We start from the raw sequence: 24,936 nt of genomic DNA, 5'->3' as shown, positions 1-24,936 counted from the left end.
GTCGCGGGGTTTCACCGAAAGATTTATGCCGACGTGCTTACCACCGAACCGAACCATGATCGCCAGGTTTTCGCAGCGGCTCGCGGCCCATCCATTCCACCCGACCAGGTTTTCAGACAGAGCCTCGGGGGAGCCGAGGCTCGCCAGAGACTGGATCGAGGCGGCGAAAAGGTCCAAAGTCTGGCGACTTCAGCTACGGCCAGACCCGAGACGCTAGTGTGCGTCACTGCCGTAGCGAAGCTTCCAGCTCAGTTTGTGAAGTTCCATCACGGGAAAGATCGTTAGGGCCAACAGAAACAGGATCGCCCACTGCGCCGGTTCGACCGGTTGTGTTTCCAACAGCGCCGAACCCCACGGCGTGTACATCGCCAGCAGGTGAACCAGGAAAGCAATGATCACGCCGGTCAGCAGGATGGGGCTGCGCAGCGGTGAGAATCGCAGGGCGGACTTGGTTTCCGAACGACAGTTACCGATGTGGATGTTTTCGAACAACACCATCAACAGCAACAGGCCGTTACGAGCCGAGGCGACCTCGGCATCGCTGGGATCGGCCGGCAGCAACCAGCGAAAGGTCAAGAAGCCAACGCCGCCCATGACCACCGCAGCGATGACGGTGCGTTCAATCATCAACTGGTTAAAGATCCCTTCGCTCGGCGCGCGCGGTGAACGCTCCAACACATCGCCTTCGTTGGGTTCAAACGCCAGAGCCACATCCTGAATGCCGTTGGTGACCAGGTTCAGCCAGAGGATCTGCATGGGCAACAGCGGCAGGTAGGGCATGCCGGTGGCGATCGCCAGGCCCATCAACACCAACTCCGCCGCTCCGGTAGACACCAACAGGTAGATGACTTTGCGAATATTATCGTACGCCACTCGGCCCTCTTCGACGCCGCTGACGATGGTTGAGAAATCGTCGTCGGCGATCACCAGTTCGGCGGCTTCTCGAGCCACATCGGTTCCGCTCTTGCCCATCGCCACGCCGATGTTGGCCGCTTGCAGTGCCGGAGCGTCGTTGACGCCATCACCGGTCACGGCAACGTAGTGGCCGGCCTGTCGAGCGGCGGCCACGATGTCGAGTTTCTGCTGGGGCGCGACGCGTGCGAAAACGCGAATCCGGCCGATGATCTCGACCAGTTCCGGCGGTGATTTGTCCAGCAGTTCTTCGCCGGTCATGACCTGGCCGACCTCGTCGGCCAGCCCCAAGTCGCGGGCGATCGCCAGCGCTGTGATGCGATGGTCGCCCGTGACCATCGAAACCGAGATGCCGGCTCGGTTGCAAGCTCGCACGGCGTCTTTGGCTCCCGGACGCAAGGGGTCGATCATGCCGACGAAGCCAAGGAAACGCAGGTTCGCCGGCGGTGGCGGAACCGCCTGGTCGGCGACCGATGCGGGCAGCACGCCGTCGGCCAAGGCCAACACGCGAAAACCCTGTTCGGCCATGCCGGTTGCCATCGCGTCGAACCGTTCAGCATCAAAACTCGCCGTCGTCGATTCGCTGCACATCCCCAGCACCCGTTCGGGGGCGCCTTTGACACACACCAGCACGCCGCGGTCGATCTTATGGAACGTGGCAGCGAATTGCTGTTCCGGTTCAAAGGGAATCTGATGAAGCTGAGGATGAAGATCCAGTGTCGGTTGCCGTCGGCAAGACAGCTTTTGGCCCACGGACAAAAACGCGATATCGACGGCATCGCCGTGCCACAGCCAGTCGCCACCACGGTGATGCAGATCGGACTCGTTGCACAGCACCCCGGCGCGGACCAAGGCTTCCAGCGGATTGTCGTGGCGGTCCGCTGGGGCCGGCGACGACGGAGCCAGCGTCGCGACTTGCACTCGTTCGCCCTCGCAAAACACTTCGCCCTGCGGCGCGAACCCCTCGCCGGTGACCGTCAGGACTTGGCCATCGGGCAAGTGGATCTCGCGGACGGTCAATTCGTTGCAGGTCAGGGTGCCCGTCTTGTCGGTGGCGACCAGAGTGCAACTGCCCAGTCCTTCCACGGCGGTCAAGCGGCGGACGATCAAACCGCGTCTGGCCATCCGTGTGGTGGCGACCGCCAAAGCCACGGTCATTGCCACCGGCAGTCCTTCGGGGATTGCCGAGACCGCTAAAGCGATCGAGAACATGAACATCTGCGACAGTGAATATCCACCCACGGTCACGCCGATCCCGCCGATAACCACCGCCGCGACCACGACGGCCGCGGCGACGGTTCGAGTGAACCGCTCCATCCGCAACAGCAGCGGTGCTTTGCCGCCTTCGCTGCCCAGCACATCCACGGCCAATTGCCCCACACTGGTCGCCAGCCCGGTCGCGACCACCAGTCCTTGGGCTCGTCCGCGGGTCACGATCGATCCGGCATGGGCCATGTTCAGGCGATCGGCGACCGGCGTCGTGTCGGTGCCCAACCAGGACGGCACTTTGTGCACCGGCAAGGACTCGCCGGTCAGCAACGACTCGTCGACTTCCAACCCTTGTGCGGACAGCAAGCGAATATCGGCAGGGATGCGGTTCCCTGACTCCAGCCAGACCACGTCGCCCGGCACCACCGCCTCGGCAGGGATTTCCCGAACATCGCCATCGCGATGAACCGTCGCATGAATTTCCAACAGGGACTGCAGCGCGTGGCTGCTCTGTTCCGCCTTCCACTCCTGGTAGGCCCCGATCACGGCGTTCAACACCAACACGCCAAGAATGAATGCGGCATCTTTGACATCGCCGATCGCCAAAGAGACGACTGCGGCGAGCAACAAAATGGTGATCAAAGGACTGCGAAACTGCCGCAGCACGATCGCCCACAGCGGAGGCGGCGGCTTTCGCGGCAGTTGATTCGGGCCGTACTCAGCAAGCCGCCGCTGGGCTTCGGTTTCGCTCAGCCCTCGATCGGTCGCGGCTAATTGGACCGCGACGTCGCTAACATCCAGGGCGTGCCAAGCCGCGGCAGGTTGCGATTGAGGTCCCGCGGTTGTCTTCATGGCATCCACCAGATGCGCGTCTTCTGTCCCTAGCGACTCACGATGTCGCCCGATTAAGATTCCATCCGAGCTTAAAATTGTCTGGCCTGCGGCGGGGCAAGTCAAACACGACCGCTCGATGCGGCTCAAGATCCTAAGTTCGACTATGCTATAACCAAGCCCAAAGCAGTCTTCAGCGTTTAGAGAAATAGATGAAACGAACATTTTTGATCGGCGTGATGGCACTCCTGGCAATACCGGCTTTGTGCCCCGCTGACGAACCACAGCCGAACGCCCCGTCCACCGGTGCTGCGACTCGCAGCGAAAGCTTCGAACAGGCGGCGGCCGGGCCGTTCCGTCAACTGCAAACGCCGCTGGGCGTCTGGACGCGAGAGGCGGGCACGGCGATCGTCGACGACAAGCATGCCAAGACCGGTACGCAGTGCCTGCAGCTGGCCGGAGGCGAACGGACGAGCGTCACGCTGCGGTTGGCCGAGGACGTCGATACCTCTGGTGAGTTAGCCTTTTGGGCCGAACGCTGGACGCAGCGCGAGCCGTTTTCCTTTCGCATCGAAAAGCAAACGCGTTCCGGCGACCGCTGGCAAACGATCTACGTCGGCGACAAGGATGTGCGGGTGGGCCGTTCGTTTCTGTCGCACGTGCGGGTGCCACTGGGCGATGACGACGTCCGGCGGCTGCGGTTTACGGTAACCAGTCCGCCCAAGACCGGCGTCCTGATCGACGACGTGCGTCTCGCCCCGGCCGTGCCCCAAAAAATCATCGGGGTTACCGCTGTGCCCCTGACGTTGCCGGCACTGGTCGGCGCCGAAGCCAGTCCGCTGATGAAGCTGCGGATCGAAACCACCGGCACGCTGAACCCGATTTCGCTTTCGCAATTGCAGGCTTCGGTGCTTGGAAAGCCGGACGACATCGCCGCGGCGCGGATTTATTTTGGCGGAGCGAATCGCCGGTTCACGGCCGCAACGCCGTTTGGCGAACCCGTCGATGTTGCCGATGCGGCCAACCCCGAACCGCAGGTGATTTCGGGCCAACAGGTCCTAGCGGAAGGCGAGAACTATGTCTGGATTGCGTGCACACTGCGGGCGGACGCCAACATCGATCACACCGTGGGTGCGGCGTGTCAGAGCATGACGTTTTCCAATGGACAGACCGTCGGCCTGGACGCCGTTTCCACACAGCGGATGGGTGTTGCCCTGCGCAGCGGCGGCGACGACGGCGTGCATACGTATCGCATTCCGGGGCTGGCCACCACCAACAAAGGAACGTTGATCGCTGTCTATGACATCCGGTACCGCAGCAGCGGGGATTTGCCGGCGGACATTGACGTCGGCATGTCGCGTTCGACCGACGGCGGCAAGACCTGGGAACCGATGCGCGTGATCATGGACATGGGCGACGATCCCCAGTGGAACTACGACGGCATCGGTGACCCCGCCGTGCTGGTGGATCGCAACACCGGGACCATCTGGGTTGCGGCGACATGGAGCCACGGCAATCGGTCGTGGCGAGGATCGGGACCGGGAATGAAGCCGGAAGAGACGGGCCAGGTAATGCTGGTCCGCAGTGACGACGATGGTGTGACGTGGTCGGAACCGATCAACATCACCGCTCAGGTTAAAAAGCCGCAGTGGAGTTTCCTTTTGCCCGGCCCCGGCAAGGGCATCACGATGCACGACGGCACGATTGTCTTCGCCGCGCAGTACCAGGACCCACCCGATGAATCGGACCCGACGGCGCATCGCCTGCCGCATTCGACGATCATGTATTCTCGAGACCACGGCCGTTCGTGGCAGATCGGAACCGGCGCCTTCGATGACACCACCGAGGCGCAGGTCGTCGAAGTGGAACCCGGCGTGCTGATGTTGAACTGTCGCTACAACCGCAAACCTGCGCGGGTCGTGATGACGACCCGCGACATGGGCCAGACGTGGCAGGAACATCCGACGTCCGAGCACGCTCTGATCGAACCCGGAACGTGCATGGCGAGCTTGATCGATGTGGCTCAAGAGGTCGATGGCAGCCGCGGCGACTGGCTGTTGTTCTCCAACCCCAACAGCACGCAAGCACGACGCCAACTGACGATCAAGGCGTCCCCGGATCGTGGGCGGTCGTGGCCCGAGTCGCATCAATTGCTGCTGGACGAAGGCAACAGTGCGGGGTACTCGTGCATGTCGATGATCGACGCGAACACCGTCGGCATCCTGTACGAGGGCAGTCAGGCCCAGTTGACGTTCCAGCGGGTCCCCTTGAGCGACCTGGTCGGCGACGCGGCCGCGCCCTGATCCTTACGCCCAGCGAGACATCTGGTTAAGATTCTCGGATGACTGCTGACCTTTGGATTGTGACCTGCATTTTGCTGGCGACGATTGTGGCGTTCGTGCTGGACCGGTTCCGGTTGGACGTGGTCGCCTTTGTGTCCCTGATGGCTCTGCTGGCAACCGGTATCCTGACGCCGACCGAAGCCACGGCCGGTTTCTCGAACCCCTTGGTCCTGATGATCGCGGGGTTGTTTGTCGTAGGCGGTGCGTTGCTGAATTCAGGCGTTGCGGATCTGGCCGGCCGCGGACTGAGCCGACTCGGTGGTACGTCCACGGTGCGTTTGACCATCACCGTCATGCTATCGAGTGCACTGCTCTCGGCGCTGCTCAGTTCGACCGGAACGGTGGCGGTCATGTTGCCGGTGGTGATCAGTCTGTGTCGCGGCAGCGAAGTGCCGCCGGCCAAACTGCTGATCCCGCTGGCCTTTGCCGCGTCGTTGGGCGGCATGCTGACCCTGATCGGGACGCCGCCGAACATGGTCGTCAATCAAGTGTTGTACGACGCGGGCTTGGAACCATTTCACTTCTTTTCGTTCGCCCCCGCTGGCGTCGTCGTGCTGGGGCTGGGCGTCGCGTTCATGAGTACCGTTGGGACGCGGATGCTGCCGGCGCGCCGCACCGATTCCAAACATCTGCCGCCCGACCGGGGGCTCGTCTCGCGGCCGGAACTGATTCACAACTACGGTATCGGTAGCCAGATTTTCCAGCTTCGCATTCCGCAAGGATCGATGTTGGCGGATCGTACCCTGCGCGACCTGAGCCTGCGCACCAGTTTTCGGGTGAATGTGCTGGCGGTATCCACACCGGGGCCCAAGGGTCCGGTGGTGCGGAGGTGCGAACCCGATACGCTGCTCCAGGCCGGCGACTCGCTATTCGTCAAGTCATCGAATCCTCAGGCGCTGGAGAATCTGGTGGCGGAGAGCGAAATCGAACTGGTGGCTTCGCCGGCGGAGCTGCCTCGGGAGGTTCCGCTGGCGGAATTAATTATTCCGCCCCGATCGACCTTCATCGGCCGGACGATTCGCGAGGTCGATTTTTTTCACAACCATGGCGCGATGGTGATCGCCCTGCAGCAGAAGGGAGACCCGGTCGACACCTACACCTCGGACACGGCGATGGGACCGGGCGATACGCTGCTGGTGGCGGCCAACGCGAGCGCGATCAAGCGGCTGGGACAGGCGCGAAACGACTTCTTGCTGGTCAGCGAACAAGAGGAACAACTCGCTCCGAAACTTTCGCCCGCCGCCCCCTGGGTCGTTGCGATCCTGGTGGCCATGCTGATTGCGATGAGCACGGGCGTGGTGGCGAACGTGACCGCTGTCCTGCTGGCCGCGACGTTGATGGTAATCAGTGGCGCCTTCCGAGGTTCAAACGCCTATCAAAGCGTGAACTGGGAAAGCATCGTGATGATCGCCGCGGTGATGCCGCTGGCGACGGCGTTGGAGAAAGCCGGGGCGCTGGACCTGGTCGTCACGGCGATCCTGGACAGCCCTGGCTTGACCGATCCGCGGGCCCTGTTTCTGTTGCTCTTCGCGGTTACGTCGCTGCTCAGTCAGGCGATCTCCAACACGGCGACCAGTGTCCTGATCGCTCCGCTGGCCCTGGAACTTGCCCGGCAACTGGACGTTTCCCCGCACCCCCTGTTGATGGGCGTCGCTCTGGCCGCTTCGACCTCGTTCGCGACGCCGGTCGCCTCACCGATCAATGCCCTGGTGGCCGGCGCAGGCGGTTACCGTTTCGGCGATTTTTTAAAAGTCGGGGTGCCCCTGCAACTGCTGATCCTGATCGCCACGCTGATCATCGTCCCGCTGTTGTTCCCCTTCTAAGCACGTCGCAACCTTTAATTCGGCATCACTCTCCCTTTGGGAGAGTCGGGCTCTTAGGCCCGGAGAGGGTTTTCGCAGGGCCCTCCCCGGGCCTTAGAGCCCGACCCTCCCGCTGCGCGGGAGGGTGTTGTCGCGGGGTTTCACCGAAAGATTCATGCCGACGTGCTTAGGGCTGCGTCAGCGTAAGATTTTAGGGTCTGGCCGTAGCTGAAGTCGCCAGACTTTGGACCTTTTCGCCGCTTCAATCCAAGCTCTGGCGAGATCAGCTACCCTAAGCTTGGGCTTTGACGCACCACGAGGGCTGAGCGGTGCCGAACGGCTCGGGTCGCGGTCCATCGGGGTGCGGTCTATCGAGTCGCGGTCTATCGAGTCGCGGTCTATCGAGTCGCGGTCTATCGAGCCGGGCGGCAGCAGCCAGATCCGCCGTTTTGGCGTCAGCCTCGGTTCGCACGGAACCGGGACCAACGCCGAGAGCGGCCCGTGGCGACGATCCCATCTGAGCCTATCCGAGGTAGCTGTTCAGCATCCACACTGCCTTCTCGTGCACTTGAGTTCGGGCAATCATCATATCCTCGGTCTCGGCATCGTTCGCCTCGACGGCTTTCTCTCGGGCAACGGCGAGATCTTTCAGCACTTTCTTGTGGTCTTCCAGCAGGTGCTCGACCATCTCGTCAGCACTGGCATCCTCGGGCAATTCTTTGATACCCGCCATCTCTGCGAGAGAGCTGAGTCCGCCCGGTGCCAGACCTCCGATCGCGCGGATGCGTTCGGCGATCTCATCGACGGCCGAAAACAGTTCCGTGTACTGCGACTCGAACGCATCGTGCAAGCTAAAGAACGACTTCCCTCGCACGTTCCAGTGACACAGATGCAGTTGACCGATCAAGGCATAGCTGCTGGCGACCGTTTGACGCAATGCTTCGATGACTTCTTTGTTCATTTGATTTCTCCGAGGTGATGAAATGGTACGGCGTCCACTGTGAGTCGTCGTTCACGGGACGTTCAGTTTAACGAGACTCGCGGCCGTCGACACGGCGAAGCGATTCGCGATCTAGAATGCTGGCGATCGGTAACGGTTTCCCCGTCCACCGCGACGGCATCAGAAACGGTAGATCGCGGCCAAGCCCGATTCGGTGGGCATCTGCGATTTGGGGACGATAACAACTTCGCCGCCCTTCGCGATCACCAGTTCGGCCAGATCGTCCAACATGTCGTCGACATGGGAGCTCGACGCCTCTGCAGGACGGATCGCACCGGTGTCGCGGTCGAGCACGCCGGGGATCGTGCGATCGGCTTCCAACAACAGCGTGCCCACCCGATCTGCCACCGCCGCCTTGGCGACGTCCGAAAGGTCTCCCGATCCAGTTTGTTGGGATTGGGCTTCGCCAAAACGTTCCTTCAGGTTCTGCAGCCGGGCGACGTAGGACGGTTCCATAACCTTCCAAACCTCCGTCCGCAGCTCCTCCGGACGCAGCGCTGCCGGGTCAACGGTCACGCCGTCGCTCAGCAGGAACGGGTTATCGCTGATGCGACGAAACTCGGCCTGTGATTCTGCCAGTGCGACCAACACCAACGGCAGCCCAGAGGGTCGGGAGTGGTGTTCCAGAATTCCCCGGTCGACGGCCTGGAAAAACATTAATTCGTCGGCTTCCTTGGCGTCGGTGCGGGGCTCGTGGCCCTTGTGCATCACGGCCGTGCCGACACCAAATCGTTTGCCGTGGGAACCCACGGGCTGAGTCGAAGGCGTACGTTCGTCCAGTGATACATCGGCGATGCGACTGGGCACATCAACCAACTCCACTTCGGTCAGCGCGTCGCGGTTGCCTTCATACAATTTGGCTTCCTGTCGACTGAGACACAGAACCTGGTAGCGGTCGGCCGACTGCAGGATCCGGACCAGCGGTTTGGTATGAAAGCTGTCGGCGACCACCAACAACTTCTCGACGGGACGCTGTAGTTCGAAAATCTCAAAGGTGTCCGGCGCGGCAAAAACAGCCAATCCGTCGGTGCGATGCTTCCAAAACTCCGTGTCATCACCCAGTTGCTTGAACGGCTTCAGAAGCTGACGAACTTGGGCTGCATCGTACTGCTCGCCCAGCTTCGCCTCCAGTTCCCCGAGCAGGTTCCGATAACGGATGGGATCCTGAGTATTGTCAGGGTGGCTCCGGTGCGTGGGTTGGTACAGCGAGATGCAGGGCGTTGCGTGCGTGGAAAGCAGCTGAACGTGACGATCATTAGAGACTTGACGCAATGAATGGTGCTCCTTGCAAAGAGAGTGGAGATCAAACAAGAAAGGCGATCCTTTCACTATTAACATCTCTAATGCACTTGTCGTGCCAGGTTTGTCGAGCGACCGTTTTTCCCGTGTTTCCCTGCATTTTCGCCGACTTTGCTGCGTTTTACCGCCGTCCGTCCCGGCGTTTGCCCGCCGCAGCGTCAACGCCGGATGTCGCCGGTCCACCCGCGTTGACATGTTTTGCATTTTGGCCAACCTGCGAGACGGTAGAATGATCGCACGACGATGATCACACCGACGACGATCCGGGGATTGCACGACACACCGGGGTGTGTCCGCATTTGCGAACGAGGTTTTTCATGAAGAAGTTCCGGCACATTTTGCATGTCACCGATCCGGCTGCGGACGAAGCCACTCGCAGCCGCGCGGTCGAGTTGGCGATCGATAACCAGGCGGCCTTGACGTTTATGAGCGTGGTCGAGCGTCTGCCGCGCACCTGGAGCATGTTCAGCGGCATCGACGACCCCGACGAACTGCAGCAGACGGTCGCGGCCGAGCGCCGTCGTCAGTTGCTGGAGCTGGCCAGTGAGTACTCCTGCACCGGCGTGCCCCTGGATGCCGTGGTCGCCGTCGGTGATCCCGCCAATGCGATCGTCCGGCAGGTCGTCGAAGGCAACTGTGACCTCTTGGTCAAGTCGGCCGATGGTTTTGGAATCACCGATCGCCTGCTGGGCAGCGTCTCGCAGTCCTTGATGCGTCTGGCGCCGTGTCCGGTGTGGTTGCTGAAGCCGGAGTCGCCGGACCAGTTCGACAATGTGGTAGCAGCGATCGACGTCACGTCGCCCGAAGCCGCCGACAACGCACTGAACGAAGACATCCTCGAATACGCCGATACGATTGCCAGACGTGAGGCGGCGACCCTGCACGTGGTCAGTGTGTGGGACGTCTGGATGGAAACCGCCTTGCGGGCGCGACTGGGCGACAAGATTGTCGACGGTGTGGTGGCGGAGCTGGAATCCGACGTGCGAACGAAACTGGATCAGCTGGTTCACCAATCGGTCCGCAGCCCAACGGTCCAAAAGCACCTCCACCGCGGCGCAGCCGACACCAAGATTCGTGAAACCATCGACCAGGTGGACGCTGATTTGTTGGTCATCGGCACACAGTGCCGAACCGGTGTGGCGGGATTCTTTATTGGCAATACGGCCGAGTCCATCCTGTCCGACGTCCAGTGCTCGGTACTGACCATCAAACCCGAAGCCTTCGTCACCCCCGTTCAATAAAGGGGACCGGTTCAATAAAGGGGACCGGTTCAATAACGAGGACCCGTTCAATAACGGGGACCCGGTTCAATAACGGGGACCGGTCGGCCGCCGACCGGGGATGTCCCGGCGTCGCTCGCACCTGACGTACAGTAGTGCTAGATTGAGGGACGTGGTCGAACCCCCCGCACTCCAAACGATAGGTGCCAGCGATGAGCAAGAAGGACTCAAAACCGACGACCAACGACGCGGGTTGTCCCGTTTCCAGCGACGAGCACTCGCTGAGTGTTGGTCCCGATGGCCCTATCGTGCTGCATGACCATTATCTGATCGAGCAGATGGCGAACTTCAATCGCGAGCGTATCGCCGAGCGGCAACCGCACGCGAAAGGCTCGGGAGCGTTCGGACACTTTCAGGTCACACACGACGTCAGTCGCTTCACCAAAGCGGCCGTGTTCCAGCCGGGCACCAAGACCGACACGTTGATTCGCTTCTCCACCGTCGCGGGCGAACGAGGCAGTCCGGATACGTGGCGCGATCCCCGCGGTTTTTCGCTGAAGTTTTATACCAGCGAAGGCAATTACGACATGGTCGGCAACAACACGCCCGTGTTCTTTGTGCGCGACCCGCTGAAGTTCCAACACTTCATCCGCTCGCAAAAGCGACGCGCCGACAACGGCCTCCGCGACCACGACATGCAGTGGGACTTCTGGACGCTGTCGCCCGAATCCGCCCACCAGGTTACCTGGTTGATGGGCGACCGCGGAATTCCCAAGACGTGGCGGCACATGAACGGCTACTCCAGCCATACCTATATGTGGGTCAATGCCGATGGCGAGCGGTTCTGGGTGAAGTACCATTTCAAGACCGACCAGGGCAATGACTTCCTGACGCAGGAAGAAGCCGATCGGCTGGCCGGCGCCGATGGTGACTACCACCGTCGCGACTTGTTCACCGCGATCGAGCGTGGGGAGTATCCCAGTTGGACACTGAAGATGCAGATCATGCCCTTTGAAGAGGCCAAAACGTATCGCTTCAATCCGTTTGATCTCACCAAGGTCTGGCCGCATGGCGATTACCCGCTGCACGAGGTCGGCAAGCTAACGCTGGATCGTAATCCCACTGACTTTCATACGGAAATCGAACAGGCCGCGTTCGAACCCAATAGCCTCGTGCCCGGGATCGGCCCCAGCCCGGACAAGATGCTGCTCGGACGCATGTTCGCCTACGCCGATGCCCACCGGCACCGGCTGGGCGTGAACTACAAACAGATTCCCGTCAATGCTCCGCAGTGTCCGGTGTTCAGTTACAGCAAGGACGGCCAGGGACGAACCGAGAACGTGTCGGACCCGGTTTACGCACCGAACTCCAAGGGCGGACCCGCGGCCGATGGCGAACGCTATCCGGAGTCCGCGACCTGGGCGGCCGATGGCGAATTCACGCGTTCGGCTTACACGCTGCGCGAAGACGATGACGACTTTGGTCAAGCCGGTACGTTGGTACGAGACGTCATGGACGACCAACAACGTACGCGTCTGGTTTCCAACATCGTCGGTCACCTCCGAGACGGTGTGTCGCCGCCCGTGCTCGAGCGCGCGTTCGAATACTGGAGTAACGTGGACAAGCAGCTGGGAGACCGCGTTCGTCAAGGCGTCGCCGGCCGGTAACGGCGGTCGCCGCCCGCTGCAACCAAGAACGGTCGAAGCCTCCGCACCCGAGTCATGTCCGCCTCGGCCCTGGTCGCCGGCGTGGTCGCCGTCCTGGTCGGCCGGCGCGGTGCGTCGCTGCAGGCCGGGCCGGCCGCCTCTTCGGCGGCCCGCGAGATGCCGCATCGAAAGGCGAGTTTGCTTCCCGGACTTAGGCCCTCTATATTCAAATTCAGGAGCGCATCGACACCGCCGTATGGATTGGATTGAAAGACACCTCCAATTAGGCCAGGGTCATGATTCCGTCATCTCGTCGCAGACGCGACCGCGTCCCCATGCTTCGTTTCGAACACCTGGAGGACCGCAGGGTTTTGGCCGCCGCGGTGCTGGATCCCGGGGGCGATCCCATGGCCAATGTTCTCGGCGAGTCTATCAGGGAGGTGGCCCAAGAGGTCGCCGGTCCCATCCAAACGGGCGTCGCCGGAGCCTTTTCGCCAGAGAGTACGGCTGGCATTCGCGTCCGCCCGGACGTCGATGGCCACGATGGAGTCACGCCCTACGACGCTTTGCTGGTGATCAACGATCTCAACCGCTACGGGACGCGGTTGCTCGGCGCACTGGCGACCGACGACCTCTCGGTGGATGTCAATCTCGATGGCTGGGTCACTCCCTATGACGCGTTGACGGTCGTCAATGCGGTCAACTACCTGCTGCGCCCGGCCTATCCCGACATCGATCCACCGCCACCCGATGACCAGGGCGATACGGCGGAACTGGTCACCAGGGTGTACCCGGTCGCGGATCTGGTCATTCCCAGCGGCCCGCTGGCCGGATTAAGCGCCGTGCTGAACGTCTTAACCGGCGGCGGCTTCGGCGGTGGTCTCGGCGGCGGGCTCGGCGGCGGCTTCGACAGCCAAATGGCCCCTGACTGGATGAACGGCTGGGAGAGTTACGGCGGCGGAGGTATGGGCGGTGGTATGGGCGGTGGTATGGACGGTGGTATGGGCGGTGGTATGGGCGGTGGTATGGGCGGTGGTATGGGCGGTGGTATGGGCGGAACGCCGAATGCCGACTTTGGCCCGCTGATCGATTTGATCACCACGACGATCGCACCGGATTCCTGGGACGAGCATGGCGGCGCGGGAACGATCGTAGAGAATCCGCAGAACCTCAGCTTGGTCATCGGGCAAACACAGCAGGTTCACGAACAGATTACAGACCTGCTGGAGCAACTTCGCAGGTTGCAGGACTTGCAGGTGACGATCGAAGTGCGGTTCATCACTCTGAACGACTCGTTCTTCGAACGCATCGGTGTGGACTTTGATTTCGACGTCAACGACGACACGCTGCCCTTACCCAATGGGCAGGATCTGAGCGGTGGGGCACCGGGGGTGAGCGACGTCGGTGGCTTTGAACAATCCTTTGAGTTGCCCGCGGTGCCGCAGTTGAACTTCAATCAGGGTTCGTTCAGCACGGCTCCACCATTCGGAGACGGTGGCACGCCGGCCAGCTTCGGGTTTGCGATCCTCAGCGACATCGAAGTCTTCTTCTTCCTTCGAGCAGCTCAGGGCGACGACCGGTCCGACGTTATGGAAGCTCCCAAGGTCACGCTGTTCGATGGCCAAGTGGCCTTCATTGCCGATAACGCTAATCGGCCTTTTGTCACGAGCGTTGTTCCGGTTGTCGGTTAAAGCACGCGGCAAAGTACGTCCCGCGGGATCCGTTTCGCGGGCGGTTCAGTCCTCGGGCTGCCAGTGTTTTCTTGCGAATGCGATGTATTGCTGCCAATCGAAAGCAGTCACGGCGTGACCGCCGGAACGGACGTGGTATCCGAGCTGGCCGTGCACCGGTTCGTCGACCGGAGGCATCTCGTCGGCGGGCAACCCCGAGGTGCCAAGCAGCTCGTAAACCGGACTGGCGTGAAGCGTGGCGAGAAACTCGCCGCGGGGATCCGCATGCAGGTCCCGAGCTGCACTGGCGACATAGGTGGGCCGCGGCGCCATCAACGCGATCAGCATGTGCTGGTCAAAGGGCAACGCATCCTCGTTGTCGTTGTATTTGAGGAAATTGTCGCAGAACCAGTGGGGAAAAACGGTGTTGATACGCTCGACGGTCTCACCAAAACGCCGGCGTGAGAGGGCGGCCCCGCCGCAGCCGCTGTTGTTGGAGATAACGATGGAAAATCGCTGGTCGCGGGCGCCGGCCCACAACGCCGTCTTTCCCAGCCGCGAATGTCCCATCACCGCAACCCGCTCGGCGTCGATGCCGGGAACGGTCTCCAGATAATCCAGCACGCGGCTGAGGCCCCAGGCCCAGGTCGCGATCGATCCCCATTGGTCGTCCGCAGGCGGGTTCTCAAACGCCGCATGGACGCCGTTCTGGAAATCGTCATCGACGTCGGGGTCGACATCGCCGTAGTACAACGTTACCAAACCGAAACCGGCGTCGATGATCTGTTCGGCACCGTAGCTTGACGTGCTCTGGCCTCGTTGCTCTTCCTTGGCACGGTGATCGCCTTTCCGCACCCAATGGTCGGTCAGCGCGATATCGGGATGATCGAGGACGGTATGGTTGCCGTGAAAGTTGTAGGCCAGAAAAACCGGCACGGGGTCCTGGACGCCGGCCGGCAAGAGCACCAGCAACGACAGGTCCCGTCCGGCGACCGTGATCACCGGCTGCCTCATGGTCGCTTTGCCGGCGAGCACCGTTTGCGGTGTCCCCTGGTCTTTGACCACATAGTCATCGGTTACCTCGGCCGGCACCTTGCCGTACATCTCCGCGGCGAACTGCTCGAGAATCTTCTGTCGCCGCGCCGGCCACTGTTCTGGCGAGGAGACGCCGGCGAGTGGATCCGGCAGTCGAAACTCCGGTACGAGCGTTTCATCGTGGTTGGGAGCGGCGCGTTGTTGGCCGCTTGCAGGGCAAATGAACAGCAGCGAAAGCACGAGCGGGCCAAGTGTCGAGGTTGATGTTTTCATGTCCCCTACTTTACCGGCCCGCAGCGCGTCCGCCAACAGATCGGCCGAGGTAGCGATCGTCCGGTCGTCCCTGTCCGCGACAGCGACATCGAAACCGACAGCGAAATCGAAATCGCTCAGTTCGATGGGACGCACGGCTATTCGGCGGTTAGTTCGGCCAGTTCGCTGCTCAGGCGGCTGAGGTCGGCGGCGGATTGTTCGATGTGTTTCAGGGCGGCCACGTTCCGTCTGGCGACCTCCTCGATGCTCCGCATGGCCTCCATCCACTGCACCGTTCCGGTCGCTTGTTGGCTGGCCGAACCGGAGATCTGTCTGGCGGTCTGCGCGGAACTGGAGATCGTCGCCAGCAAGCGGTCGACCAATTGGCCCGTTTCGGCGGCCACCTTTTCCGCGGTGCCCACCAGTTCGGTGCCCTTTTCGCTGCTGCGAACCGCTTCGTTGGTGGCATCCAGAATCTGCAACAGAATCTTTCGCACTTGCCTGGTGGCTTCCTTGGATTGGCCCGCCAGCGATTTCACTTCGCTGGCCACCACCGCAAACCCCTTGCCGTGTTCGCCGGCCCGCGAGGCTTCGACCGCGGCGTTCAGAGCCAACACATTGGTCTGTTCGGCGATGTCGTTGACCGTCGCGGTGATTTCGCCGATGGCAGCGGCTCGTTCGGCCAGCAGGACGATGGTCTGGGCGGTGGATTCGACTTGGGACTGCACCGATTGGATGGCCCGAATCGATTTCAACATCGCTTCGCGTCCGGTTTCAGCAGCGGTTTGTGCGTCGCGGGCACCGCCCACCATCTGGTTGGCTCGTTCGGCCGTCTGGTCGGCGATCTGCGCGACCTGGTGCACCGTGCTGGCCGTTTCGGAAACCGCCCGAGCCTGTTCCTGCGAGCCGCTAGCCTGCTCGGTGGTCGTGGCCAGAATGTCGTCACTGGCGTCGTTCAAGCGGCATACGGCGTCGCGAATGGCTTCAAACAATTTCGCTCGTTGCTGCTGGGCGGCCAACATTTCTTCCTGTGTGGCCAACGTCTGGCTCTGCGCCTGCAGTGTCTCGTACTGTCGCTTCAGCTCGCCTTCCTTCAGACGCAGGTGCTGGACCATCTCTTGAAGATTGCGGGCCATCACATTGAAGGCTCGCCCCAGTCGACCGATCTCGTCGCGGCTGTGGACCCCGATGCGATGCTCCAGTTCGCCGCGGCCGATCCGTGCGGTGCCATCGAGAACCTCGGCGATCGGGCGAGTGATCGACCGGGCCAGCAGCCAGCCCACCAGGGCCACGACCACCGTGGCCAAGGTGGCGATCAGGATGATGCGGTTTCGCAGGCGATGCACCGGCGCGAAAACATCGGCGTGCGAACGCACGTGCAACAGCACCCAGCCCAGCCCTTCGCCCTGGCGGTGCCCGCGAGAGACGGCCAGGGCGCCGAGCAGCGGTTCACCGCTGTCAGGATCGGCAAGATTCGTCGTCGTTTCGGTCGCGCCGGGCGCGAATCGGACATGGTCGAAGTAGGCCGTTCCGTCACGCCAAATCGCGGCGTCGCTTCCGGATTTGCGAATGATCTGATACTTGCGGTTGAAGAGGATTAATTGATCGTCGGCGAGGTTCTCCCGGGAGCCGCCGTCGACGATTTCCAAAACTTCGCGGATGTTCATCACGGCTTTGAAAACGCCCAACAGCCGTTCGTCCTCGTCGGTCACGCGCAAGCAGATATCGATTGAGTACAAGCCTGCACTTTCGTCGAAGCTGACGTCGCCGATATAGACACCCTCGGCAACGGCCTGCTGCCACCAGGGTTCGTCGTCTTGACGATAGTCCGAGGTGCGGCTGGTCTGGGCCACGTTGACACCGTAGCGATTGGTCAGAAAGACTTCGCCAAAGACCGGGTAGCCCGCGCGCCTGTCCAGTTCCAGCAGGCGGGCGCGAAGATCCAGGGCCAGGTCGTTGGCGGACAGTTCTTGGATCCAGTCGATTTCGCTCGTCGCCTGCTGCCACTGACGATCACGCTCGTCGATGGTCTCCTGCGGATTCGGAAGATTACCGATCTCCTGATGCGACTCGCGCAGTGTCTTCCGCACCAGCGTCGAACGCAGGTAGGCCTGCCAATTGGTGGTGCGGGTTTGAATGATCCAATCGATTTCGTCCATGACCTCGCGGGCACGGCGAGCCGAGGTGGCTTCGATCGCGTCCCGCAGACTGTGTTGGCCGGCCGCCGTGGCATAGATGCCGACCAACCAGATCAGGATCGACGGCAATACGGTGGCCAGCAACAGTTTGTAGACGATGGGCACGGTCGAGCTTTGCTTAACAGACGCGGACAAGGCACGCTTGGGTCACCTTGGGCGGCCCAGCGAACGGTTCGATTTCGTCTCCGCCCGCTGGGAACCACCATCCCCTTGAACGGGCGGATCGGCAACCGGCTCTCTAGGATTTGAGGATAACCAACGGGTACCGGCCAGAGGAAGAAAAGCCCAGGGAATTCGGCAAGATTTTCGCCGTGACCCCGGGACCGATCTGTGTGGACCTTTGGAGGCCCTTCGCTTATCATGCAATATTCCCACCTCGACTCCGGAACGCGTCAGACGCTTCCTCCCACCTCTCCCCTGCAGTTTTTGCTGTGCCTCAAACCATCGCTTTTTGCCATCGCCGTGGCCTCAGCCTGACGGTGTTGGTCGCCGTAATGGGTTGTCTAGCCGCTGACTTGCGAGCCGAACCGTCGGCCGACGTTCGCCGCTGGCAGGAAACCTTTGAAAAGGAGGTCCTGCCGATCGTCCGCGACCACTGCTTTGAATGTCATCGGGGTGACGATGCCGACGCTGGCTTTGACATCGCCCAGTTTCAGACCGGCGCGGCGGTCACCGAACAGGCCGACGTGTGGGAGGAAGTCGGTAAGCGTATCCGCTTGAACGAAATGCCGCCCGAGGGTAGCCCCGGTCTGAACGATCAACAGAAGGCGATCTTCCACCGCTGGCTCGATGCCCGCCCGGCCAGTGACGACTGCCAGGCTTTGGCCACCGATGAAACCCAAGCCTGGTATCGCGGCTATGTGATGAGCCGCCGGCTGACGCGGACCGAGTACCGCAACGCCCTCCGCGACGTGGTCGGCGTTTCGCTGAACGCTTCGATCGAACTGCCCTCCGATGGCGCCGGGGGCGAAGGTTTCGATACGGCCGGTGATTCGCTGTTCACCTCGGCCATCCACATCGAACGCTACCTGGCCGCGGCCAGCGACGTGATCGATCGCGTGGTCGGCGGCACGGCGCGAACCGATGCAGACAGCAACGCGGCGATTCGCGATGCCCGCGAGCGGCTCTTCGGCCCGGTGGAAGACCCCGCCGCGATGCAGCGAGCGGACGTCAGCGACGTGGTGCGGCGTTTTGCTCGGCGAGCCTGGCGACGGCCGGTCAGCGACGACGAAGTTCAGCGGTTAATGCACCTGTACGATGCCCGCCGCGATGCAGAGCCCCGTCACGATGCCGCGGTGGATGTCGAAACCGCGCTCCGCGGGCCGCTGAAAGCCGCGTTGGTCTCACCGCATTTTTTGTTCGTCGTCGAAACCGAATCCGCCGAAGGCGGTGTCCAGAAACTTACCTCCCATCAACTGGCGACGCGGCTGGCGCTGTTCCTGTGGTCGTCGGTACCGGACGAAGCCCTGCTGGCTGCGGCCGATGCTGGCCAGCTGGAAACCGACCAACAAGTTCTGGCACAGACGCGGCGGATGTTGGCCGATCCCAAGGCCCGCGCCCTGGGCGAAAATTTTGGCATGCAGTGGCTGGGCCTGACCCACTTCCGCTCCAGCACTCGGCCGGATGCCGAAGTCTATCCGGAATACAACACGGCGCTCTCCGAAGACCTGTATGAGGAAGCGATCCGGACCGTGGCGGCCGTGTTTACCGAGAACCGATCGGTCATGGATCTGATCGACGCGGACTGGGTGTTCGCCAATGGCCGCCTGGCCCAGCACTACGAACTATCCCTGTCGCCCGACGCGCCATGGCAACGCGTCTCGCTCGAGGATCGCCGGCGCGGCGGCGTGATGACGCTGGGCGCGGTCCTGATGGCGTCTTCCTATCCGCGGCGGACCAGTCCGGTGTTGCGGGGGCATTGGATCCTGGAACAGGTGCTGGGCAGCCGCGTCCCGCCGCCGCCGCCGGGCGTGCCGGCGCTGGAAGAAACGGCGGCCGCATCCAGTCTGTCGCAGCGCGAACGCCTCGAGCAACATCGTCGCGATCCGGCGTGTTCCAGCTGCCACAATCGCATGGACCCCTTGGGCTTTGGTCTGGAAAACTTCGATGGCCTGGGACGCTGGCGCGAAACCGATGCCGGGCACCCCATCGATGCCTCTGGCAAATTGCCAAACGGAGACACGTTTCGAGGTCCCGAGGAATTAAAGCAGACCCTGCGCAAGCGCGCCGGCGAGTTCAAGAAACATGTGTCGCGAAAGATGCTGGGCTTTGCCCTGGGACGCAAACTAAACCGCTTTGACGATTGCGTGGTCGAGGATTGCCTCGAGGCGCTCGACGCCCGCGACCAGAACGCCACCGCCATCATCGAAACGATCGTGACCAGTTACCCGTTTCAACACCGTTACTTCAAGGCTGCGAAATGAAACCGTTTTCTCTGCGTCGTTCCGCCGGAAGTCGTCGATCGCGATCTCGCCAAACCGGTGCACGAACCGGGCAAGCGGGCGGCCTTTCGCGGCGCCAGCTGTTGCGTGGCAGCAGCGTCCTGCTGAGCCTGCCGTGGTTGCCGTCGCTGGCCTGGGCCGCGGGAAAACCGGCTCCGGTCAAACCGCCGCTGCGGACCGCGTTCCTTTACTTCCCCAACGGGATGTGGGAGAAAGCTTGGGTGCCCGAAAAGACGGGCGCCGCCTTCGACCTGCCGCCCAGCCTGCAGCCGCTCCAAGCGGTCCGCGATTCGGTGCTGGTCCTGTCCGGCCTGGACAAGAAACACAGTCACGGCGGCGATGGGCACTACGCCAAAACGGCTAACTTCCTGACCGGCATGCCGGTGGCCAAGACCACGGGCAAGGACATCAGCAGCGGTGGGATTTCGGTCGACCAGTTGATCGCCCAGCACGTCGGCCATCAAACCCCGCTGCCGTCGCTGGAGCTGGGCACCGAGCCGGTGATCAGCGGCGTCGACAGCAACGTGGGGTACACGCGGCTGTACGGTTCGCACATCTCCTGGCAAACCCCGACGCGGCCCGTGGCCAAAGAAATCGATCCGCGCGTCGTGTACCAGCGGCTGTACGGATTAACCCAGCCGCACGCGGCCGGCCAGCTCGAATCCGACCAGCATCTGCTGGATTACGTCCTGGAGGACGCCCGCAGCGTCCGCCGCCGGCTCGGCCGCGACGATCAATTCAAGATGGACGAGTACCTCGATGCGGTACGAGCGGTCGAGAAGCGGCTGGAGTTCGCCAGCCGCAACCAGGACTGGCAGCCGCGCGTCGGCTCGGACCAGCTGGACGCCCGGCGGCCCGAGGAACCGGAAACCTTTCGCGAGCACATCGACGTGATGCTGGATCTGATGATCCTGGCGTTCCAGAGCGACGCTACCCGCGTCGCCTCGTTCATGTTCGCCAACGACGTCTCGGGCCGCAACTTTTCGTTCCTCGACGGCGTCAAGGGCGGTCACCACGAACTGTCTCACCACGAGAACAACGAGCACAAGATCGCGCAGTACCAACGCATCGTTCACTGGCACGTCGAACAGTTCGCGCGGATGCTGCACAAGATGCAGTCGATTCCCGAAGGCGACGGCACGCTGCTGGACAACAGCATGTTGATGTTCGGATCCAGCTTCTCCGACGGCAACCGCCACGACCCCGACAACCTCCCAATTCTGTTGGCCGGTCGCGGCGGCGGGACGCTGACCCCGGGGCGACACCTGGCGGCCGAAGGCCAGGTGCCGCTGTGCAACCTGTACCTGGCGATGCTGCGCCGCAACGGGATCGAGCTGGAATCCTTTGGCGACAGCACCGCAGAGCTGGCCGACCTCAGCACCACGGCCTGAGTCGGAACCTTCCGGCGAACTATCCAGCTGTGGTGCAGCTGGGATAAACGCTAACAGGAACTGTTTGGAAACAACTCCGGCATTTTCCAACGGTTGCTGGAGCATTGTAGGGCCAATGCAATTGCGGCGTGGCAGCCACAGCAGTGGCGACATGTGGTAGCCCTGGGTGCGGGCCCCAGGGATCGGACGCCCCGCCACCGCGCAAGTCCCGGAGGGGACGCCAGGAACTGCTGTAGCCACCCACGCACGTTGACACGGTCTCATGTCGCCCATCCAGGGCTTTTCGGATGGTTTCCGAAAAACCGCCTCTCGGTCGCGTACGCAATTTACTTCGTCAGTGAGCGAAACCCCAGAAAATTTCGGTCGCTCCGGGTTGGTCGTGGGAAAGCCAAGGATGGTGGATTTTCGGAGGCACCCGCGGTCGTGTCCGAATGTTTTGCCTGAGGCGTCGCCATCCATTTCATTGCAACCGCTGCGAGAAACGGAGGCAAGCTCTGCGTGAGACGCGGGCTTGATAGGGATATCGCGGTCGGGGTCTGCTCAGTGGTGTCTCTGGCTGGCGGCAAGCATTGCCTGCCGCCAGCATTTTTGATCCGTTAGACCGCACCCTTCGGACACCACCGCGGGTGCCTAACAAAACCCCGCACTCTGGCTAAACCCACGAAAATCCCGGATGGACCAGATAGTTGGGGGTCGACATTTGTGACCAGTTCTCGCGACGGCAGGGACAGGGGCTGAGGGAGATTCCAGCAATCATCAGGAAGCCTGGCAATCGACCGCGCATCCATCACGCGTCTGGGTCATCGACCGAGCAACCACAAGGCCTAGCAGTCGACCTCGCAAGCACGGACAGCAAGAACGTCGGTGGTCACCCGGCGGCGACCCAGGATTCGGTGATCACGAAAAGATGCTGCCGCCGCTGGAGTGCACCACATGGTTCTTGCGCGGCGATTGCATCGGCGGACGGTTCGCTAAGGCTGCCGATCTAGCTCAACTTCAAGATACCGGCCGGATCGGAACCTAGCAACAATTGACCGCGTCACCTGCAAATCACTGAGTGCATTTTCCTACCTCCATTTTCCTACCATCTGCTCGCGAGGGACAGGTAGGAACATGGAGGTAGGAAGATAGGTGGAGGTCGACATTCGTGACCGGTTCTCGCGACGGCAGGAACAGGGTCAGACGGAGATTCCAGCAACCATCAGGAAGTCTGGCAATCGACCGCGCATCCATCACGGACCTGAGCCATCGACCGAGCAACCACGGACAGCAAGAACGTCAGTGGTCACCCGGCGGCGACCCTGGATCTGGTGAACACGAAACGACGTTGCCGCCGCTCGGGTGCACCACTTGGTTCTTGCGCTCGATGCCGCGGGGCGGACGATTCGCCATCAGCACGGCAGCCGCAAACCTCAAGATACTGTTCCCGGGGAGGCCGAGCAACAAGCGAAAATGTGAACCAGCAACTCGGTGAAGATCAAAGGGCACGGCGATCGGACACCGTGCTCGTGCTCAGCGAAGCGGTGCTCGCAATCGTAATCGAGTGCAGTTGGGGCCACCGCGCCGGGATTCGCGTGCTCATCAAGATGAAGCGGCAGCAGGGACAGCATCACCAAGATCTCGTATCGCCCAGTCTGCCCCGCCGCATCGTCTGCAACCGTCACGGCCATACCGGTTCGTCAGCGGCGATTTCGATTACGAGCACGAGCACCGTCGCAAGCGACTAAGCACGAGCACGAAGGTGACCGCAAGAACGTCAGTGGTCACCCGGCGGCGACCCTGGATCTGGTGAACACGAAACGACGTTGCCGCCGCTCGGGTGCACCACTTGGTTCTTGCGACGCGATGGAGCCGGCTGTGCATTGGCCAATCCGAGCGACTCGGCAAGCCCCCAAGATACCGTCGGGAACGGGGCCGAGCAACAATTGACCGCGCAACCTGCGAACTACTACGTCAATTTCCCTACCATCTGCTCGCCAGGGACAGGTAGGAACATGGAGGTAGGAATATAAGCAGAGGGCGACATTTGTGAACAGTGCTCGCCCAACGGCAGGGACAAGGATTGACGGGGATGCCAGCAACCACCAGGAAGCCTGGCAATCGACGATGCATCCATACGGCCCTGGGCCTTCCGAGGTTTGGCGCTCACGGACCTGGCCGATCGACCGCGCAACCACGAAGCTTGGCGTTCGACCGCGCAACGACGGACAGCAAGAACGTTACGGATCAGACGGCGGCGGAAGTACGCGTTCTACTGCGAACCACCGGACCACCGCCGCTCGTTTGCATCCGATGGTTCGCCGTCTCGGTGTGACCCTATGGCGCGACAAGACCGGTGCTAGCGATGATCTCGGCAACCTCGCCGTTGTTGTGAACGACCGCAATCTGCCATCGCCGCTGGACGGTCTCGCCCTCTGTGCGGTCACAGTAAATGTAGTCTAGGCCTTTGCGGTCGAGGAACTCGGCGTCTGTTGCGCGAATGCAGGCGAATCCCTCCCGTACCATGAAACGCTCAGCGTCCTCGACGGGCGTGCCGACCGGGATCTCGCTGAGAACTGCCTCGGCCATTCCAGGCGGTTTCTCGATTCCGAGGGTGACTGATTGCGTTCCGGTACATCCGGCGACGGCGACAATCAGCACGTTTGTCAGGGCGAGTCGCATCATGTGATTCCGTCGGCGAACGGTACGGATCACGCGGTCGCCGCGATCGACTAACCACTCCAATAAAGTCAACTCGGCGACTAGCGTGCATCCGATGGTTCGTCGTTGTCTGCAGCGGGTTCCTGATGTGCGGAGATGGGACCGATCAGCCCGCAGCCGATGGTCATGGCCGCTACGGTTGCCACTAGGAATATCCAATGATACCAAACCAGTGGTCCATGAAACGAATTACCCAGGACGAAAGTGTCGAACACGAAGAAACAAGCGGTCCACAGCAAAATCAGTCCCAACCAACCCAATAAACGAATCGTCGTGGGGTTTCCTTCAATCGTCTCCACACGCTTACCAGATTTCGGTGTTGATCGTCGGAAATAGAGCCACGTTCCAACGAAAACGACAGGCACGACGAGAAAGCGCAATCCACCAGTTAGGTGCACACAGAAAGCCGCAACGCCGGACGCAACCATAGTTGCCGTCGCGAAGATGCGGTCCCAGCGTGCTCGAGTAAAAACGATTGTCTTCGGTCGCGACAATCAACTGCTCCTTGTCGACGAACGTGGGTGGTCACCCGGCGGCGACCCAGGATTCGGTGAACACGACACGACGTTGCCGCCGCTCGGGTGCACCACATGGTTCTTGCGAGGCGATCGGATTCACGGACGGTTTACCAACCCCGCCGATCGGACTCGACCTCAGAATACCGACCGGAACGGAGTCAAGCAACAATTTGCCGCGTCACCAGCAAATCACTGAGTGCATTTTCCTACCTCCATTTTCCTACCATCTGCTAACCAGGGACAGGTAGGAACATGGAGGTAGGAAGATATGTGGAGGTCGACATCTGCGCCCAGTTCTCGCCCAACGGCAGAGCTAAGGACTGACGGGCATTCCGACAACCGCTAGGAAGCCTGGCAATCGACTGCGCAACCATCACGGACCTGGGCTTTCTGCGGTTCGGCGCTCACGGACTCCGGCGATCGACCGAGCAACTATCACGACACTTGGCATCCGACCGCGCAACCCCGGG

General features: G+C 61.8%; 15 protein-coding genes. 8 read left to right on the top strand and 7 right to left on the bottom strand.

Features of this window, described 5'->3' with window-relative positions; translation table 11 throughout:
- Positions 1-213: 213 nt before the first annotated feature.
- Positions 214-2,973 (bottom strand): cation-translocating P-type ATPase, encoded by a 2,760-nt coding sequence (locus GE027_RS08415; protein ID WP_153556745.1) that lies wholly within the window; start codon positions 2,971-2,973, stop codon positions 214-216.
- Between the two features lie 191 nt (positions 2,974-3,164).
- Here GE027_RS08415 and GE027_RS22815 point away from each other — a divergent pair, with 191 nt between their 5' ends.
- Together GE027_RS22815 and GE027_RS08405 are read left to right on the top strand one after the other, a co-directional pair.
- A complete protein-coding gene (locus tag GE027_RS22815; RefSeq protein WP_162006629.1) occupies positions 3,165-5,255 on the top strand; it encodes a sialidase family protein in 2,091 nt (696 codons plus the stop codon).
- Between the two features lie 38 nt (positions 5,256-5,293).
- A complete protein-coding gene (locus GE027_RS08405) occupies positions 5,294-7,117 on the top strand; it encodes an SLC13 family permease (RefSeq protein ID WP_153556744.1) in 1,824 nt (607 codons plus the stop codon).
- A 502-nt stretch (positions 7,118-7,619) separates the two neighbouring features.
- On the opposite strand, the gene GE027_RS08400 is transcribed toward GE027_RS08405, so the two are convergent.
- Positions 7,620-8,057, bottom strand: a complete 438-nt coding sequence (locus GE027_RS08400; protein ID WP_153556743.1) for a Dps family protein — start codon at positions 8,055-8,057, stop codon at positions 7,620-7,622.
- A 159-nt stretch (positions 8,058-8,216) separates the two neighbouring features.
- Positions 8,217-9,368: a baeRF3 domain-containing protein gene (locus tag GE027_RS08395; RefSeq protein WP_153556742.1), complete on the bottom strand. Its 1,152-nt coding sequence runs from the start codon at positions 9,366-9,368 to the stop codon at positions 8,217-8,219.
- A gap of 344 nt (positions 9,369-9,712) precedes the next feature.
- On the opposite strand from GE027_RS08395, the gene GE027_RS08390 reads away from it, so the two are divergent.
- The 3 genes from GE027_RS08390 to GE027_RS23580 all read left to right on the top strand — a co-directional run bounded on the left by GE027_RS08390 (position 9,713) and on the right by GE027_RS23580 (position 13,952).
- A complete protein-coding gene (locus tag GE027_RS08390) occupies positions 9,713-10,636 on the top strand; it encodes a universal stress protein (RefSeq protein ID WP_153556741.1) in 924 nt (307 codons plus the stop codon).
- Between the two features lie 191 nt (positions 10,637-10,827).
- A complete protein-coding gene (locus tag GE027_RS08385; protein WP_153556740.1) occupies positions 10,828-12,282 on the top strand; it encodes a catalase in 1,455 nt (484 codons plus the stop codon).
- Between the two features lie 314 nt (positions 12,283-12,596).
- A complete protein-coding gene (locus GE027_RS23580; protein ID WP_162006627.1) occupies positions 12,597-13,952 on the top strand; it encodes a dockerin type I domain-containing protein in 1,356 nt (451 codons plus the stop codon).
- Between the two features lie 45 nt (positions 13,953-13,997).
- Here the strand turns inward: GE027_RS23580 and GE027_RS08375 are convergent, their stop codons facing one another.
- On the bottom strand, positions 13,998-15,374 hold the full coding sequence (locus GE027_RS08375) for a glucuronyl esterase domain-containing protein (protein ID WP_237607399.1): 1,377 nt from the start codon (positions 15,372-15,374) through the stop codon (positions 13,998-14,000).
- Positions 15,375-15,376: 2 nt separating this feature from the next.
- Positions 15,377-17,521 carry a methyl-accepting chemotaxis protein gene (locus GE027_RS08370; protein WP_153556739.1) on the bottom strand — a complete coding sequence of 715 codons (2,145 nt, stop codon included), beginning with the start codon at positions 17,519-17,521 and terminating at the stop codon, positions 15,377-15,379.
- Positions 17,522-17,847: 326 nt separating this feature from the next.
- On the opposite strand from GE027_RS08370, the gene GE027_RS08365 reads away from it, so the two are divergent.
- The 3 genes from GE027_RS08365 to GE027_RS08355 all read left to right on the top strand — a co-directional run bounded on the left by GE027_RS08365 (position 17,848) and on the right by GE027_RS08355 (position 22,975).
- Positions 17,848-19,839, top strand: coding sequence for a DUF1592 domain-containing protein (locus GE027_RS08365; RefSeq protein ID WP_237607398.1), 1,992 nt, complete (start codon positions 17,848-17,850; stop codon positions 19,837-19,839).
- Positions 19,836-21,248, top strand: a complete 1,413-nt coding sequence (locus GE027_RS08360) for a DUF1552 domain-containing protein (RefSeq protein ID WP_153556738.1) — start codon at positions 19,836-19,838, stop codon at positions 21,246-21,248. Before GE027_RS08365 ends, GE027_RS08360 begins: the two co-directional genes overlap by 4 nt.
- A gap of 1,454 nt (positions 21,249-22,702) precedes the next feature.
- Positions 22,703-22,975, top strand: coding sequence for a hypothetical protein (locus tag GE027_RS08355; protein WP_153556737.1), 273 nt, complete (start codon positions 22,703-22,705; stop codon positions 22,973-22,975).
- A 589-nt stretch (positions 22,976-23,564) separates the two neighbouring features.
- Here GE027_RS08355 and GE027_RS08350 read toward each other — a convergent pair.
- Both GE027_RS08350 and GE027_RS08345 read right to left on the bottom strand, forming a co-directional pair.
- A complete protein-coding gene (locus GE027_RS08350) occupies positions 23,565-23,912 on the bottom strand; it encodes a hypothetical protein (protein WP_153556736.1) in 348 nt (115 codons plus the stop codon).
- A 77-nt stretch (positions 23,913-23,989) separates the two neighbouring features.
- Positions 23,990-24,442, bottom strand: coding sequence for a hypothetical protein (locus GE027_RS08345; RefSeq protein WP_153556735.1), 453 nt, complete (start codon positions 24,440-24,442; stop codon positions 23,990-23,992).
- Positions 24,443-24,936: the final 494 nt, after the last annotated feature.

This window comes from Roseimaritima sediminicola (genome assembly GCF_009618275.1).
Lineage (GTDB): Bacteria > Planctomycetota > Planctomycetia > Pirellulales > Pirellulaceae > Roseimaritima > Roseimaritima sediminicola.
Note: the sequence above shows the minus strand (reverse complement) of the source record. Positions and strands in the feature narration are given on the sequence as shown.